This is a genomic window from Pseudomonas paeninsulae, from assembly GCF_035621475.1.
Taxonomy (GTDB): domain Bacteria; phylum Pseudomonadota; class Gammaproteobacteria; order Pseudomonadales; family Pseudomonadaceae; genus Aquipseudomonas; species Aquipseudomonas paeninsulae.
In genome coordinates this window covers 3,483,178-3,499,005 of the sequence record NZ_CP141799.1, presented here as the reverse complement: position 1 = coordinate 3,499,005, position 15,828 = coordinate 3,483,178, and the positions used below count along the sequence as shown (strand labels likewise).

11 protein-coding genes are annotated in these 15,828 nt (G+C 61.4%); 9 read left to right on the top strand and 2 right to left on the bottom strand.

Features of this window, described 5'->3' with window-relative positions; translation table 11 throughout:
- Positions 1–9 precede the first annotated feature (9 nt).
- Both VCJ09_RS16080 and VCJ09_RS16075 read right to left on the bottom strand, forming a co-directional pair.
- Positions 10–3,687 (bottom strand): PAS domain S-box protein, encoded by a 3,678-nt coding sequence (locus VCJ09_RS16080; protein ID WP_324731144.1) that lies wholly within the window; start codon positions 3,685–3,687, stop codon positions 10–12.
- A gap of 94 nt (positions 3,688–3,781) precedes the next feature.
- Positions 3,782–4,687, bottom strand: a complete 906-nt coding sequence (locus tag VCJ09_RS16075; protein WP_324731143.1) for a LysR family transcriptional regulator — start codon at positions 4,685–4,687, stop codon at positions 3,782–3,784.
- A gap of 212 nt (positions 4,688–4,899) precedes the next feature.
- Here VCJ09_RS16075 and leuC point away from each other — a divergent pair, with 212 nt between their 5' ends.
- From leuC to VCJ09_RS16030, 9 genes are all read left to right on the top strand, one after another.
- Positions 4,900–6,327 (top strand): 3-isopropylmalate dehydratase large subunit, encoded by a 1,428-nt coding sequence (gene leuC, locus VCJ09_RS16070; RefSeq protein WP_324731142.1) that lies wholly within the window; start codon positions 4,900–4,902, stop codon positions 6,325–6,327.
- Between the two features lie 11 nt (positions 6,328–6,338).
- Positions 6,339–6,983, top strand: a complete 645-nt coding sequence (leuD, locus tag VCJ09_RS16065; RefSeq protein ID WP_324731141.1) for a 3-isopropylmalate dehydratase small subunit — start codon at positions 6,339–6,341, stop codon at positions 6,981–6,983.
- Positions 6,984–6,992: 9 nt separating this feature from the next.
- Positions 6,993–7,757: a class I SAM-dependent methyltransferase gene (locus VCJ09_RS16060; RefSeq protein WP_324731140.1), complete on the top strand. Its 765-nt coding sequence runs from the start codon at positions 6,993–6,995 to the stop codon at positions 7,755–7,757.
- 37 nt (positions 7,758–7,794) lie between these two features.
- Positions 7,795–8,877 carry a 3-isopropylmalate dehydrogenase gene (gene leuB, locus VCJ09_RS16055; protein WP_324731139.1) on the top strand — a complete coding sequence of 361 codons (1,083 nt, stop codon included), beginning with the start codon at positions 7,795–7,797 and terminating at the stop codon, positions 8,875–8,877.
- A gap of 55 nt (positions 8,878–8,932) precedes the next feature.
- Entirely contained in the window at positions 8,933–10,045 is a 1,113-nt protein-coding gene (gene asd / locus VCJ09_RS16050; RefSeq protein ID WP_324731138.1) for an aspartate-semialdehyde dehydrogenase, read from the top strand.
- A gap of 162 nt (positions 10,046–10,207) precedes the next feature.
- Positions 10,208–11,218: an aspartate-semialdehyde dehydrogenase gene (locus VCJ09_RS16045; protein ID WP_324731137.1), complete on the top strand. Its 1,011-nt coding sequence runs from the start codon at positions 10,208–10,210 to the stop codon at positions 11,216–11,218.
- Positions 11,219–11,372: 154 nt separating this feature from the next.
- Positions 11,373–14,195 (top strand): FimV/HubP family polar landmark protein, encoded by a 2,823-nt coding sequence (locus VCJ09_RS16040; RefSeq protein ID WP_324731136.1) that lies wholly within the window; start codon positions 11,373–11,375, stop codon positions 14,193–14,195.
- A 3-nt stretch (positions 14,196–14,198) separates the two neighbouring features.
- The gene (gene truA, locus VCJ09_RS16035) at positions 14,199–15,065 is read left to right on the top strand and encodes a tRNA pseudouridine(38-40) synthase TruA (protein ID WP_324731135.1); all 867 of its coding nucleotides are present in this window, start codon (positions 14,199–14,201) and stop codon (positions 15,063–15,065) included.
- A 45-nt stretch (positions 15,066–15,110) separates the two neighbouring features.
- A complete protein-coding gene (locus VCJ09_RS16030; RefSeq protein WP_324731134.1) occupies positions 15,111–15,731 on the top strand; it encodes a phosphoribosylanthranilate isomerase in 621 nt (206 codons plus the stop codon).
- The last annotated feature ends 97 nt before the right edge of the window (positions 15,732–15,828 follow it).

Here is a 15,828-nt window from a genome sequence, read left to right as displayed (position 1 = left end):
CGTGGCCCTTCAGGGCGTCGCCAGACGCTGGCGGGTGTGTGCCAACAGTGCGCGGAACTCGGGCAATGGCAGCGGTTTGCTGAACAGGTAGCCCTGGTACAGGTGGCAGCCCTGTTGCGTGAGAAAATCCAGCTGCTGCTGTTGTTCGACACCTTCGGCAATGATCTCCAGGCCTAGGCTGCGCGCCATGGCGACGATGGCGCGGATGATTTCCGCGTCGTTGGTATCATTGGGGGCGTCGCGGACGAAGGATTGGTCGATTTTCAGCAGGTCCACCGGCAGGCGTTTGAGGTAGGTCAGCGAGGAGTAGCCGGTGCCGAAATCGTCCATGGCGAAGCTGACGCCGAGCTTCTTCAGGCGATTCATCTTGGAGATGGTGTCCTCGATGTTCTGGATGACGATGCCTTCGGTGATTTCCAGCTTGAGCATGGGATTGGGCAAGGTGCTGTTGCGTAGGCTGCTTTCCACGCGCTCGACAAAGTCGTTGTGGCGGAACTGGCGCGGGCTGATGTTGACGCACAGGCTGAAGTTCTCCGCATCGATCAGCCCTTCTTCAAGCAGTTGCGCGCAGGCATGGCAGGCTTCGGCGAGCACCCAACCGCCGACTTCGAGGATCAATCCGCTTTCTTCCAATACGTGGATGAACAGTGCTGGCGACTGTGGGCCAAGGGTTGGATGGAGCCAGCGCAGGAGTACCTCGGCGCCAATGATCTGGCCGGAGCGGGCATCCGCCTGGGCCTGGAAGTACAGCTCGAACTCACCGCGCGCCAGAGCCAGGTGCAGGTCATTTTCCAGGCGTAAACGCTCGCTGGCGGCTTCCTGCATGGTCCGGCGGAACAGCTGGACGGTATTGCGCCCGGAGTCCTTGGCGCGATAAAGGGCGATGTCGGCGCGTTTCAGCAGGTCGGCCGGGGTGGCGCCGTGGTCGGGGATCAGGGCGATGCCGATGCTCGGTGTGACCTGCAGGCGATGGCCGTCGATGAGCATGGGCTCGGCCAGCAACTTGCGCAGTTTTTCCGCGACAATGCGGGCCTGGCGGGTGACGGCCGAGCGATTGCCTTCAAGGCCGGAGAGCAGGATGACGAACTCGTCGCCGCCGAGGCGGGCGACTGTGTCTTCCAAGCGTATGCTGGCTTCCAGGCGGGCGGTAACCAGTTTGAGCACGGTATCGCCGACCGGGTGGCCGAGCGAGTCGTTGATGTGCTTGAAGTGGTCGAGATCGAGAAACAGCAGGGCGCCGCGCAGGTCGTGACGCTTGAGCAGGGCGATCTGCTGGGTCAGGCGGTCCATCAGGAGGGCGCGGTTGGGCAGGTTGGTCAGCGAGTCGTGGTAGGCCAAGTGCTGGATCTGCGCCTGGGCTTCCTTCAACAAGCTGATGTCGCGGGCGGTCAGCAGCAGGCAATCGAGACCGTCCAGGTCGATCGGCTCGACCGACACCTCCACCGTCTTGACACTGCCGTCACGGTGCTTGCCGAGCATCTCCCGGTGCGTCACCCGGCCGTCGCGCTGGAGCATTTCGAGCATCTCCTGGCGCTGTCTGGGGTCGGCCCAGATATTCAATTCCAGGGCCGAGTGACCGATGACCTCCTCGGCGTGGTAGCCGGTGAGGCGGTAGAAGCCTTCGTTGACCTCGATATAGCGGGCCGTATCGCGTTCGGTGATGGTGATGGCGTCGGGACTGGAGTGAAAGGCCTTGGCGAATTTTTCCTGGCTGGCCTTGAGTGCGGCCTCGGCTTGCAGGCGCTCGCCGACGTCGCGCAGGGTGCTGAGGATGCACAGTTGGCGGTCGACCCGGATGAACCGGCTGGACACCACGCAGGTCAGTTCATCGCCAGCCTTGGTGCGGTAGCGGGCTTGCTCGTTGTTCAGGCCCTGCTGCGCGGTGAGCTTGTTGTACAGGTGCAGGCGTTCGTCGCTGTCGGCCCAAAAGTTGGCCTCCGGGCCGCTGCGCCCGACGATCTCCTGCGGCGTCCAGCCGAAGACCTGGCTGAAGCTGTCGTTGATTTCGACGAATACGCCGTCGCGGATACGCGACACACAGATAGGGTCGGGGCTGGCCTGGAACAGGGTGGCGAATTTCTCTTCCGAAGCGGACAGGCGTTGTTCGCGCTGTACCCGTTCGCTGATGTCGATGAGGATGCCGGCCATGCGCAAGGGCTGGCCTTGTTCGTCGCGATAGAGCTTGGCGGTACTCTCCAGGTAGTGCACTTCCTTGTTGCTGTAGATTGCCCGGTAGGTGACCTGGTAGTCCTGCTCAGTACCTTGCGTCAGGTCCTGGTAGGTCTGGCGCATGGTGCGCCGGTCGTCCAGCGGCACATGGCTGAAGAACTCGCGAAAATCACCATGAAAAGGCGCCTGGCTCACACCGTGCAGCGTTGCGGCGCGGGCCGAGGCAAACAGCATGTTGCTCGGGATGTGCCAGTCCCAGGTGCCCAGGTCGGCCGACTCCAGGGCCAGGGTCAGGCGTTCCTGGCTGTTTTTCAGGGCCTGCTCCTGAACACGCTGCTGGGTGATGTCGCGCACCGTCAACACCAGGCAGGTGCGTCCGTCCAGCTCGATTTGTCCGCCGAACAACAGGTTGTCGCTGACGCTGCCATCGCGGCTGTACAGGCGCACTTCCAATTCGTCCAGGCTGCCTTGGCGCGACGCCTCAAGCATCCGCTGGCGATCATTGGGGTCGGCCCAGATGCCCAGTTCCAGCGAGGTGAGCCCCAGGGTTTCGTTACTTTTCCAGCCGAATTGCCGCTCGAAAGCCGGGTTGACCTCGACGAAACGCCCGGTTTCCATATCGGTGATCACCACCGCGTCAGGCGTGTGACAGAACGCCTGGGAGAATTTTTCCTCGCTGTTGCGCAGTGCGGCTTCGACCCGCTGGCGTTCGCTCGTGTCGAGAAAGGTGCAGAGTAGAAAGGCTTGCCCGTCCAGTTCGATGTATTGGCTGGACATCACGCCATCGAGAATGCGCCCGTCGCGGGCGCGCATCTGTACTTCCTGGATGACCGGTTCGCGGCTGTTCGGCGCAGCACGGCGTAGATAGTCGCGCTGCTGGTCATGCACCCAGAGATTCAGGTCGAGGGTCGAGCGGCCAATGATCTCGTCGGTCGGCCAGCCGAAGGTGCTGGCGAAATGCTGATTGGCCTCGGTGATCATGCTGTCGGCGAAACGCACCAGTAGAATCACGTCCGGGCTGAGGTGGAACAGATTGGCGAAGCGCTGCTCCGAGTTGAGCAGTGCCTGGGCGCGTTGTTGCTGTGCGGTGATGTCGCGGATGACGCCGAACATCTGTTGCTTGCCGCTGTCGTCGGTCTGCAGGCTGCCGCTGATTTCCAGCCAGCGCAGGCTGCCGTCCGGCCAGCGGATGCGATGCTGCAGGGCGTGGCTGCTTGGTACGCCGTCGAGCACGGCCTGGAACATCTGCAGTACCGCGCTGCGGTCTTCTTCCGGGATCAGTTCGATGTAGTCGATCCGGGTGCGCAAGGGGCGGGTCGGGTCCAGACCGAACAATGCCTGGGCGCCACGCGACCAACTGACCTGGCCGCTTGACACCTCCCAGTACCAGGCGCCCAGTTGCGCGCCGTTGAGCGCCGCCAGCAGGCGCGGGGCGTCGTTCCAGGTGTTCTCGAATACGGCCGGATCCAGGGCAGGAATGTGCGGCAGCGGTGGCCGGTTGTCACTGGCGTTGGCCATTGGCAGCCTTTTGGTTATGGGGTGAGCTGTGCTGGGCGTGAGATGCACTGCGGTACAGGGTCAGGCAAAGGGCCCTTCGTCACCGTTATACGCCTCACGTTAGCCTTTGCGCAGGCGCCAGTGCAAGACCGTCGCGCTGCGCATCGAGCAACTGCATAAAAGCCCGTGCGGCATTCGATAGGGTGCGCTCGGTGTGCGAGATATAGCCGAGCTGGCGCGACAACTGAATGCCGGGCAGCGGCAGGCGGGCGACCTGCTCGTCGAGCATGGTACGTGGCAGTACGCTCCAGGCCAGGCCGATCGACACCATCATCTTGATGGTTTCCAGGTAGTTGGTGCTCATGGCGATATTCGGCGTCAGCTCCTGGGCTTCGAACAGGCGCCGTACGATGTGGTGGGTAAAGGTATTGCCGCCCGGAAATACTGCCGGGTGGCGGGCTACGTCGGCCAGACTGATTACGCCACTGCGTGCCAGCGGGTGTTCGGGCGCGGCAACGAAATCCAGCGGGTCGTCCCATACCGCTACCGCATGCACCGGCTCGCGGGTCTCCGGGGCCAGGGTGATCACCGCCAGCTCGGCGCGCCCGTGGAGGACTTCTTCGTAGGCCACTTCGGAGTCGAGAAACTGGATGTCCAGGGCCACCTGCGGGTACGCGCGGGTGAAGGCGCGCAGCAATGGCGGCAGGCGATGCAGGCCGATGTGGTGGCTGGTGGCCAACGTCAGTCGGCCGCTGACCTCGCCGCTGAGGTTGTTCAGGGCGCGGCGGGTATCGTCCAGCACATTGAGAATCTGGTAGGCGCGTGGCAACAGGGCGCGGCCGGCCTCGGTCAGACTGACCTCGCGACCCAAGCGGTCGAACAGGCGCACATTCAATTGCTGTTCCAGGCTGGCGATGCGTTTGCTCACGGCCGGCTGGGTCAGGTACAGGCGTTCGGCGGCCTCGGAGAAGCTGCCAAGCTCGGCGATGGCGATAAAGGCATTGAGGGTGGCGAGTTCCATGGCAAAAGCTCCAGACGGTAGGCCTACGCTGCAAGGGCAGCGCTGTGAGCCCGCGCGTGCAGTCTGAGGTTTATAACCTATTGCTATTCCTGATAGGAATACTTTGGATGAAAAATATGAATTTGAGTAATTCAATCCAAAGCCATAGGATCACCCTATAAATACAGGGCTATTCGTCCTTGAATAGAAACACGCTGATGAGGGAATCGCTGATGGCCGGCAAAACGCTCTACGACAAGCTCTGGGAAATGCATGAGGTGAAGCGCCGTGACGATGGTTCGTCGCTGATCTACATCGACCGCCATATCCTCCACGAGGTGACCTCGCCGCAGGCCTTCGAAGGGCTGCGTCTGGCTGGGCGCAAGCCGTGGCGCATCGACGCCAACATCGCCACCCCGGATCACAATGTGCCGACCACCAAGGCCGAGCGGCAGGGCGGTCTGGAGTCCATCGCCGATGAAGTCTCGCGCATTCAGGTGCAGACCCTCGACGAAAACTGCGACGAGTTCGGCATCCTCGAGTTCAAGATGAACGACGTGCGTCAGGGCATCGTCCATGTGGTCGGTCCGGAGCAGGGCGCGACCTTGCCGGGCATGACCGTGGTCTGCGGCGATTCGCACACCTCGACCCACGGCGCTTTCGGCGCTTTGGCCCACGGCATCGGCACCTCCGAGGTCGAGCATGTGCTCGCCACCCAATGTCTGGTGGCCAAGAAGATGAAGAACATGCAGGTCCGCGTGGAGGGGCAGTTGCCCTTCGGCGTGACTGCCAAGGACATCGTCCTCGCGGTGATCGGCAAGATCGGCACCGCCGGCGGTAACGGCCATGCCCTGGAGTTCGCCGGCAGTGCGATCCGCGAGCTGTCGCTGGAAGGACGCATGACCATCTGCAACATGTCGATCGAGGCGGGCGCGCGCGTCGGCATGGTCGCGGTGGATGAGAAGACCATCGCCTATGTCGACGGTCGCCCGTTCGCACCCAAGGGGGCGGATTGGGACAAGGCGGTCGCCCAGTGGCAAGACCTGGTGTCCGACGCCGATGCGCATTTCGATAAAATCGTCGAGTTGCGTGCCGAGGACATCAAGCCGCAAGTCAGTTGGGGGACTTCGCCGGAAATGGTCCTGGCCGTTGATCAGCGCGTGCCGGACCCGGCGGTCGAGGCCGATCCGGTCAAGCGCGACTCCATCGTCCGCGCCCTCAAGTACATGGGCCTGAGTGCCAATCAGGCGATCACCGACATTCAACTCGATCGGGTATTCATCGGCTCCTGCACCAACTCGCGTATCGAAGACCTGCGCGCCGCCGCCGCCGTGGCCAAGGGGCGCAAGGTTGCCGCGACCATCAAGCAGGCCATGGTGGTGCCAGGCTCCGGCCTGGTCAAAGCCCAGGCCGAGCAAGAGGGTCTGGATCAGGTGTTTATCGCGGCCGGCTTCGAATGGCGCGAGCCAGGCTGCTCCATGTGCCTGGCGATGAACCCGGACAAACTCGGCAGTGGCGAGCATTGCGCGTCCACCTCCAACCGCAACTTCGAGGGTCGGCAGGGCGCCGGTGGACGTACCCATCTGGTCAGCCCGGCCATGGCGGCGGCGGCGGCGGTGACCGGCCACTTTATCGATGTGCGTGAATTGATCCAGGCCTGAGGAGTCCGAACATGAGAGCTTTTACTCAACACACAGGCTTGGTTGCGCCGCTCGATCGCGCCAACGTCGACACCGATCAGATCATTCCCAAGCAGTTCTTGAAGTCGATCAAACGCAGCGGCTTCGGCCCCAACCTGTTCGACGAGTGGCGCTACCTGGATATCGGTCAGCCCAATCAGGACAGCTCCAAGCGCCCGTTGAACCCGGATTTCGTGCTGAATTTTCCGCGTTACCAGGGCGCCAGCGTGCTGCTGGCGCGGGAGAACTTCGGTTGCGGCTCGAGCCGCGAACACGCCCCCTGGGCGCTGGAAGAATACGGTTTTCGCGCGATCATCGCGCCGAGCTTTGCCGATATCTTCTACAACAACAGCTTCAAGAACGGCTTGCTGCCGATCATTCTCGACGAGTGCGATGTCGATGAGCTGTTTCAGCAGAGCGAAGCCTGCGAAGGCTACCAACTGACTGTCGACCTGGGCGCGCAGACGGTGACTCGTCCGGATGGCAAGCAGTACCGCTTCGACGTCGACGCCTTCCGCAAGCATTGTCTGTTCAACGGTCTGGACGATATCGGCCTGACCCTGCAGGACGCCGAGGCGATCCGCTCGTTCGAGGTCGGCTATCGGCAGAACCAGCCCTGGCTGTTCCGCGACGCCTGAGAGGTAGTGATGAGCGACAAGCTCCATATACAAGTGGTGCAGCGCCAGTTCGGCGAGCAGGCCAGCGCCTACCTGAGCAGCACGGTGCATGCCCAAGGCGCCGAGTTCGCCTTGCTCCAGGCCGAGCTTGACGGGCATGGCGATGCGCGCGTGCTCGATCTTGGCTGTGGCGCCGGGCATGTGAGCTTCCACGTCGCGCCGCTGGTCGCCGAGGTGGTGGCCTACGACCTGTCCGAGCAGATGCTCGCTGTGGTGACCAGTACCGCTGCGCAGCGTGGCCTGGATAATGTGCGCAGCGAACGCGGCGCGGCCGAACACCTGCCCTTTGCCGATGGCAGTTTCGATTTCGTCTTCAGTCGTTACTCGGCGCATCACTGGAGTGATCTCGGGCTCGCCCTGCGCGAAGTGCGACGGGTCTTGAAGCCCGGCGGTGTAGCGTGTTTCATCGATGTGGCGTCTCCTGGAAGTCCGTTGCTGGACACCTATCTGCAGACCGTCGAGGTGCTGCGCGATACCAGTCATGTGCGCGATTATTCCGCCGCCGAATGGCTGCAGCAGGTGAGCGACGCGGGCCTGTATCCACGCAGCCACGTTCGCCAGCGTCTGCGCCTGGAGTTCGCCTCCTGGGTCGAGCGCATGCGTACACCCGAGGTTTTCCGCGAGGCGATCCTCGCCTTGCAGAAGTCGGTAGGCGCTGAAGTGCGCGAATATTTTGAAGTGGCCGCTGACGGTTCCTTCAGCACCGATGTCGTGGTGTTGTGGGCCGAGCGCTGAGAATTGCTGGCGCATGGGCGCCTAACGAGAGGATTGCATGAGCAAACAGATTCTGATTCTACCCGGCGACGGTATTGGCCCGGAAATCATGGCCGAGGCGGTCAAGGTGCTGCAGCTGGCCAATGACAAGTTCGACCTGGGCTTGGAGCTGTCGTTCGACCAGCTGGGCGGCGCCGCCTATGAGCAATACGGCGTGCCCTTGGCCGATGAGACCCTGGCGCGCGCCCGCGCCGCCGATGCGATCCTGCTCGGCGCGGTGGGTGGGCCCCAGTGGGATGCCATCGATCCGGCCCTGCGTCCCGAGCGCGGCCTGCTGAAGATCCGTTCGCAACTGGGTCTGTTCGCCAACCTGCGCCCGGCCATCCTCTATCCGCAGTTGGCCGATGCCTCATCGTTGAAGCCTGAAGTGGTCGCCGGTCTGAACATCCTGATCGTGCGTGAGCTGACTGGCGGCATCTACTTCGGCAGTCCGCGTGAATCCCGCGTGCTGGAGAATGGCGAGCGCATGGCGTTCGACACCCTGCCGTACAGTGAGAGCGAGATCCGCCGTATTGCCCAGGTCGGCTTCGACATGGCCCGTGTGCGCGGCAGCAAGCTGTGCTCGGTGGACAAGGCCAACGTACTGGCCTCCAGCCAGCTGTGGCGCACCGTGGTCGAGGAAGTGGCCAAGGATTACCCGGATGTCGAGCTCAGCCACATGTACGTCGATAACGCGGCGATGCAGCTGGTGCGCGCGCCCAAGCAGTTCGATGTGATGGTCACCGACAACATGTTCGGCGACATTCTGTCGGATGAGGCTTCCATGCTCACCGGTTCTATCGGCATGCTGCCGTCTGCCTCGCTGGATGCCAACAACAAGGGCATGTACGAGCCGTGCCATGGTTCGGCGCCGGACATTGCCGGGCAGGGTATCGCCAATCCCCTGGCGACTATCCTCTCGGTCTCCATGATGTTGCGCTACAGCTTCAGCCAGAACCAGGCCGCCGATGCCATCGAACAGGCCGTCAGCAAGGTGCTGGATCAAGGCCTGCGCACTGGTGACATCCATTCCGTCGGTACGACCAAGGTCGGCACTGCGGCCATGGGTGATGCGGTAGTCGAGGCGTTGCGTAGTCTGTAATCTTCTAGGCTCTCCGGAGAGTTTCCGGCGGTCTGTTCATATAGGTGTAGTGGTTATGAAACGTGTAGGTCTGATCGGTTGGCGTGGCATGGTCGGTTCCGTGCTGATGCAGCGCATGCTGGAAGAGCAGGATTTCGACTTGATCGAGCCGGTATTCTTCACCACCTCCAATGTGGGTGGTCAGGGGCCGGCCATCGGCAAGGACATCGCCTCGCTGAAGGATGCCTACAGCATCGATGAGTTGAAGAGCCTGGACGTGATCCTCACCTGTCAGGGTGGCGACTACACCAGTGAAGTCTTCCCCAAACTGCGTGAAGCCGGTTGGCAGGGCTACTGGATCGATGCGGCATCCTCACTGCGCATGGCCGATGACGCGGTGATCGTGCTGGATCCGGTCAACCGCAAGGTGATCGATCAGCAGCTGGATGCCGGGGCCAAGAACTACATCGGCGGCAACTGCACCGTCAGCCTGATGCTGATGGCCTTGGGCGGCCTCTATGAAGCCGGTCTGGTCGAGTGGATGAGCGCCATGACCTACCAGGCCGCGAGCGGTGCCGGCGCGCAGAACATGCGTGAGTTGATCAAACAGATGGGCGCGATCCACGGATCGGTCGCCGATGAACTGGCCGATCCGGCCAGCGCCATCCTGGATATCGACCGCAAGGTGGCCGAGGCCATGCGCGGCGAGTCCTTCCCGGTGGATAACTTCGGTGTGCCGCTGGCCGGCAGCCTGATTCCTTATATCGACAAGGAGCTGCCCAACGGCCAGAGCCGTGAAGAGTGGAAGGCCCAGGCGGAGACCAACAAGATTCTCGGTCGCTTCAAGAACCCGATTCCAGTGGACGGCCTCTGTGTGCGCATCGGCGCCATGCGCTGCCACAGCCAGGCGTTGACCATCAAGCTGAACAAGGACGTGCCGCTGTCCGACATCGAGGGTCTGATCAGTCAGCACAACCCTTGGGTCAAGGTGGTGCCGAATCAGCGTGAAGCCAGTATCCGTGAGCTTGGGCCAACTGCCGTTACCGGCACCCTGAGTGTACCGGTCGGGCGTCTGCGCAAGCTGAACATGGGCTCGCAGTACCTGGGCGCCTTCACGGTAGGCGACCAACTGCTGTGGGGCGCCGCCGAGCCGCTGCGCCGCATGTTGCGGATTCTGCTGGAGCGTTAATAACGTCTGTAGTGAGTTTTGCCTGAGCATGCTCAGTTGTAATGAATAGGAGCCAGCTGAGTCGATGATCGAGGTATTGAGCGATCATCGGCGTAGCTGGCTCCTTTGCATTTGTGGGGCTGCGCTATACAGTGCGGTGCTTATCTAGTCAGAAGCCTGTCCATGACCCGTACCTTTGATATTGCCGTGATCGGTGCCACCGGTAGTGTTGGCGAAACCCTCGTGCAACTGCTCGAAGAGCGCGATTTCCCCGTGGCCAATCTGCACCTGCTGGCCAGCGGCGAGTCGGCCGGGCGTTCTCTGTCTTTCAAAGGCAAGAATCTGCGGGTGCGAACCCTGGAAGCCTTCGATTTCTCCAGCGTCAGCCTGGTTTTCTTTGCCGCCAGTGAGGCGATTACCCGCAGCTATGCGCCCAAGGCGCATGCGGCCGGTTGTACGCTGATCGATCTGGCTGCCGCGTTGCCGTCCGAGCAAGCGCCTCGCGTTGTGCCTGAAGTAAACCCGCAGGTCTTGAAAACCCTCAGTGCCCCCTATCAATTGACCAGCCCGAGTCCCTCGGCGATTGCCGTGGCAGTGGTACTGGCCGCTCTGCGCGAGCAGATCGATGTGCTGCGTGTGGCGGTCACCGCTTGTCTGGCTGTTTCCAGTCGTGGCCGTGAAGGGGTGTCCGAGTTGGCGCGGCAAACCGCTGAGCTGCTTAACGGTCGCTCATTCGAGCCACAGTTGTTCGACCGGCAAGTTGCATTTAATCTGCTGGCTCAAGTGGATACACCGGATAGCGACGGCCATGGTGCTTTGGAAAAGCGCCTGGCCAGTGAGCTCAAAGAGTTGTTTGCTCGGCCACAGCTAAAAGTCTCGGCAACGTGTGTTCAGGCGCCGGTGTTCTTTGGCGACAGCCTCAGTGTGTCGCTGCAGGCAGATGCTGCTGTCGATCTGCCTGCGATTTGTACGGCTTTGCAGGCATGTACCGCCCTGGAGTATGTCGAGCCAGGCGATTATCCGACGGCTGTAGGCGATGCAGTCGGTCAGGATGTGCTGTATGTAGGCCGCGTTCGTGGTGGGCAGGATGACCCAGCTGAGCTCAATTTGTGGATTGCGTCTGATAATGTGAGGAAAGGCGCCGCCTTGAACGCTGTGCAATTGGCTGAGTTGTTGATAAAACACTATCTGTAAAAGATACTTAGCTAGAAATCTGAATAAACTTTCGAGCTTAGCAACATTGGCTGAGTTGGTTGCTGAATGGGGAGCCACCTTCGGGTGGATGCAGGCAGCAGCTCTCAAGACCCTCTCGGATATCGAGAAAAAAGATAAAACAAGGGATAACGCTATGGTTCGGGTTCGCAAACTGGTGCTGGCAATCGCAGCTGCTTCGGCACTGTCCTCCGGTATGGCGCACGCGCTGGGGCTGGGTGAAGTGACCCTGCAGTCGGCGCTGAATCAGCCATTGGTGGCTGAGATCGAATTGCTGGAGGTACGCGATCTGGCTTCCAGCGAGTTGCTGCCGAACCTGGCGTCCCCTGAAGAGTTCACCAGGGCTGGGGTCGATCGCCAGTACTTTCTGACTGACCTCACGTTCACTCCGGTACTCAAGCCGAATGGCAAGAGCGTCATTCGCGTGACCTCAAGCAAGCCGGTACGTGAGCCTTACCTGAATTTCTTGGTCGAGGTGCTGTGGCCCAATGGCCGCCTGTTGCGCGAATACACGTTGCTGCTCGATCCGCCTCTCTACTCGCCGCAAACCGCTGCCGCCGCTGCGCCACAGCTGCCAGTAGCTGCCCCGGCGCCACGCCCGCTAGCCGCTCCCATTCAGCGTTCCGCCCCGCCAGCCAGTGCTCCGGTAGCGCGTGCGCCAGTCGCCGCGCCAAGTGCCCTGCAAGGCAGTGAATACAAGACCACCGCCAATGACACCCTGTGGGAAATTGCCCAGCGTGTGCGCGGTGGCGGCAGCGTGCATCAAACCATGCTGGCCATTCAGGATCTGAATCCTGATGCCTTTATCGGTGGCAATATCAATCGCCTCAAGAAAGGCCAGGTGTTGCGTCTACCCGAAGAGCAGCAGATCAAAAGCCGTGCCCAGACCGAAGCCGTGGCCCAGGTTGCTGAGCAGAATGCGGCCTGGCGCGAGGGGCGCAGCGTCGCTGCCAGCGCCCGTCAGTTGGATGCGACTAGGCGCAGTGTCGCTGGTGCCGCACCAGCCGAGGCCAAAACTCAGGACAGCCTGAAGCTGCTTTCCGCCGATAGCGGCAAGGCCGCCAGTGGCAGTGACGCAGGTGCTGCCGACAGCAAGGCACTGAGCGACAAATTGGCGGTGACCCAGGAAGGCCTGGATTCCACTCGCCGCGAGAACGAAGAGCTGAAAGGGCGCATGAGTGACCTGCAAGGTCAGCTCGAAAAATTGCAGCGTTTGATTCAACTGAAAGATGATCAGTTGGCCAAGCTGCAGGCGGATCTGGCCGCGCAAGGGCAGGCTCCTGCCTTGGAAGCTCCGGCCTTGGCGGCAGTACCTGCAGCTGCGCCGGTTGCCCCTGCGGAAGCCGAAGCTCCCGACTTTAACTACAGCGAGGAACCCGCGGCGCCAGCTGCTGAGCCCCAGCAGCCGGACGCTCAGCCTGCTGTAGCCGTTGAGCCTGCCGCGGCGCCCGTCGCCGAGGCGACGCCAGCTCCGGTGGTAAAAGCTGCTGCGCCAGTGGCTCCGGCCAAACCTGTTGAACAGCCGCCACAACTCAGCGCTCTCGATGATCTGCTCGCCAATCCTATGCTTCTCGGGATTGCCGCTGGTGGCGCTTCGCTCTTGCTGCTGATCGGGTTGATGATGTTGTCGCGCCGCAACGCATTGAAAGAAGCCGAGTTGCAAGAAAGTCTGGCCGCCGAGAGCAGTGGCAATGATTTCGATAGCGATATGGAACTGCCGGCCGACAGCTTCCCCGATGACCTTCTCGACAGCGCCGACAGCGCCGACAGCGCTGAACCAGGCGATGAGCGTGTGATTGCGCAGACCAACGATGCGCTGGGCGAGGCAGACATTTATATCGCCTATGGTCGCTTCAATCAGGCTGCCGAGTTGCTGCAAAATGCCATCAACGATGAGCCGCAACGCAGTGACCTGCGACTCAAGTTGATGGAGGTTTATGCCGAGTTGGGTGATCGCGATGGTTTCGCCCGCCAGGAAAGCGAATTGCGCGAAATAGGCGGTGCCGCCGCCGAGGTCGATCAACTGAAAGGCAAGTATCCGGCAATAGCCGTTATTGCCGGTGCTGGTGTGGCTGCCAGCGCCTTGGCCGATGATGATTTTTCCAGCTTCAGTCTGGATGATCTGAGCCTGGATGAGCCTGATCAGCCGGCCGCAGCGGTAGATGACCTGGATGATGCCTTCGATCTGAGTCTGGATGATCTCGAATCCGACCTTGAAGCCGATCTTGAGCGTGAGCTGCATGCTCCTGGCACCGATGCTTTACTGACCGACTGGGACAGCCTGTCATTGGCTAGTGATCTGGATTTGACTGCCCCGGCCGAGTCGCTGGCGGATAAAGACGATGACCTGGAATTCGATCTGAGCCTTGACGATGAGTCCGCCGATAGCGTGGAGTTGGAGGGGGAGCTGGCGGATTTCAGCCTGGAGTTGGATGCCGAGAGCAAGTCGGCAGTAGCCGAGGCCGAAGACGATGAGTTTCTGTTGAGCCTGGACGACGAGCCGACTGCCGAGCCAGCTGCTGATGAGTTGGCCGGGTTGGGTCTCGACCTGTCGAGCGATTCCGAGGTTGACGAATTCGACCTGTCCGATGATTTCGATCTGTCGCTAAACGCTGACGCTCCGGTTCAGCCCAACAGCGATAGTTTCGCTGCCCAGCTCGATGAAGTGACCGCGGAGCTGGATCAGTTCTCGGAGAGTCTGGATCAGCCCGCCGACTTGACTCAGCCTGCACCTGCACCTGCACCTGTCGCTGCGCTGCAAGGAATGGATCTGGATGGCGATGATGATTTCGATTTCCTCTCGGGCACCGATGAAACGGCGACCAAACTCGACCTGGCGCGCGCCTACATTGATATGGGCGATACCGAGGGTGCGCGTGACATCCTCGATGAAGTGATCGCCGAAGGTAACGATGATCAGCAGCAGGAAGCGCGTGAGCTGGTCACTAACTTGGTTTGATACATGTCTGATGCATTGCCCGCAACGGCAGCCGACTCGGCTGCCGTTGGCATTTACAGAGTCGCCCTCGGCGTCGAATATAAAGGCTCGCGTTACTGTGGCTTTCAGCGCCAGCGTGCCGGCGTGCCGACAATCCAGGCCTCCCTGGAAAAAGCCTTGTCGAAAGTCGCGGGTGGCGCCCCGGTCACCTTGAGTTGTGCCGGGCGCACCGATGCGCTGGTGCACGCCAGTGCTCAGGTGGTGCATTTCGATACGCCGGTCGAGCGTTCCACACTCGCCTGGGTCATGGGAGCCAACAGGAATCTGCCGACCGACATCAGTGTAGTGTGGGCCAAACTGATGCCGGCACACTTCGATGCGCGCTTCTGTGCCAAGGCCAGGCGTTATCGCTACGTGATCTACACCGATCAGGTTCGCCCGGCGCACATGGCTGAGGAAGTGACCTGGAATCATCGACCACTGGATATTGAGCGCATGCGCGAAGCGGCGAATGCCTTTGTCGGGACCCACGATTTCAGTGCCTTCCGCGCCCGCCAGTGCCAGGCCAAGTCGCCGATCAAGACGGTGCACCACCTGAAGTTGATCGAACATGGTCGCTTTATCGTGCTGGATATCCGGGCCAATGCATTCCTGCATCACATGGTGCGCAATATTGCCGGGGTATTGATGACCATCGGCGCTGGCGAGCAGCCGGTGGAGTGGGCGCGTGCGGTGCTGGAGACCGGAGTGCGGCGTACTGGTGGGGTGACCGCACATCCTCACGGGTTGTATCTGGTGCAAGTCGACTACCCGCAGGAGTTCGACTTGCCCACGCGTTATCTCGGGCCGCACTTCCTCGCGGGGCTGCCGGATGTGGCGGCAGACGCCTAGGCATTCCTTTGCTACCATCGGTTCTTTGCTGGAGGTATTCGCCCGTTGTCAGTCGTTCGCTGCAAGATCTGTGGAATTACCCGCGTAGAAGACGCATTGGCTGCTGTTGAGGCTGGTGCCGACGCCATTGGTCTGGTGTTTTATGCCAAGAGTCCGCGGGCCGTAACGGTGCCGCAGGCGCAGGCGATCCTCGCTGCGTTGCCGCCGTTCGTGACCACGGTGGGGCTGTTTGTCGATAGCACTCGCGGCGAATTGAACGCTATTCTCGATGCCGTGCCGCTGGATCTGTTGCAGTTCCATGGCGATGAAACTCCGGCCGCCTGCGAGGGCTTTCGGCGTCCCTACATCAAGGCGTTGCGGGTCAAGCCGGGCGTCGATATTGCTGCGCAGATCGGCCTGTATGGCTCTGCGGCGGGTGTTTTGCTGGATACTTTTGTGCCGGGCGTTCCGGGCGGTACCGGCGAGGCGTTCGACTGGTCATTGGTGCCTCGCGGCCTGCATATGCCGATTATCCTGGCGGGAGGCTTGACGCCCGGGAATGTACACGCCGCTATCGAGCAGGTGCAGCCCTATGCGGTGGATGTCAGTGGCGGCGTCGAGGCGAGCAAGGGGGTGAAGGATCGCGACAAGATTCATGCGTTCGTACGTGCAGTCAGGAGTGCCTGAACCGATGCTCATGCGATGTGACGACGCTGCAGGCTTGGCCGTCCATAACCCTGTTGCAGGTACTGTAATGATCGCCTTTGGCAGTCGAGATCAAGGT

Coding starts and splice junctions, on each gene's coding strand:
- VCJ09_RS16040 (WP_324731136.1), top strand. CDS start 11,373: ATGGTTCGGGTTCGCAAACTGGTGCTGGCAATCGCAGCTGCTTCGGCA.
- asd (WP_324731138.1), top strand. CDS start 8,933: ATGAAACGTGTAGGTCTGATCGGTTGGCGTGGCATGGTCGGTTCCGTG.
- leuC (WP_324731142.1), top strand. CDS start 4,900: ATGGCCGGCAAAACGCTCTACGACAAGCTCTGGGAAATGCATGAGGTG.
- VCJ09_RS16080 (WP_324731144.1), bottom strand. CDS start 3,687: ATGGCCAACGCCAGTGACAACCGGCCACCGCTGCCGCACATTCCTGCC.
- VCJ09_RS16075 (WP_324731143.1), bottom strand. CDS start 4,687: ATGGAACTCGCCACCCTCAATGCCTTTATCGCCATCGCCGAGCTTGGC.
- leuB (WP_324731139.1), top strand. CDS start 7,795: ATGAGCAAACAGATTCTGATTCTACCCGGCGACGGTATTGGCCCGGAA.
- VCJ09_RS16060 (WP_324731140.1), top strand. CDS start 6,993: ATGAGCGACAAGCTCCATATACAAGTGGTGCAGCGCCAGTTCGGCGAG.
- truA (WP_324731135.1), top strand. CDS start 14,199: ATGTCTGATGCATTGCCCGCAACGGCAGCCGACTCGGCTGCCGTTGGC.
- leuD (WP_324731141.1), top strand. CDS start 6,339: ATGAGAGCTTTTACTCAACACACAGGCTTGGTTGCGCCGCTCGATCGC.
- VCJ09_RS16045 (WP_324731137.1), top strand. CDS start 10,208: ATGACCCGTACCTTTGATATTGCCGTGATCGGTGCCACCGGTAGTGTT.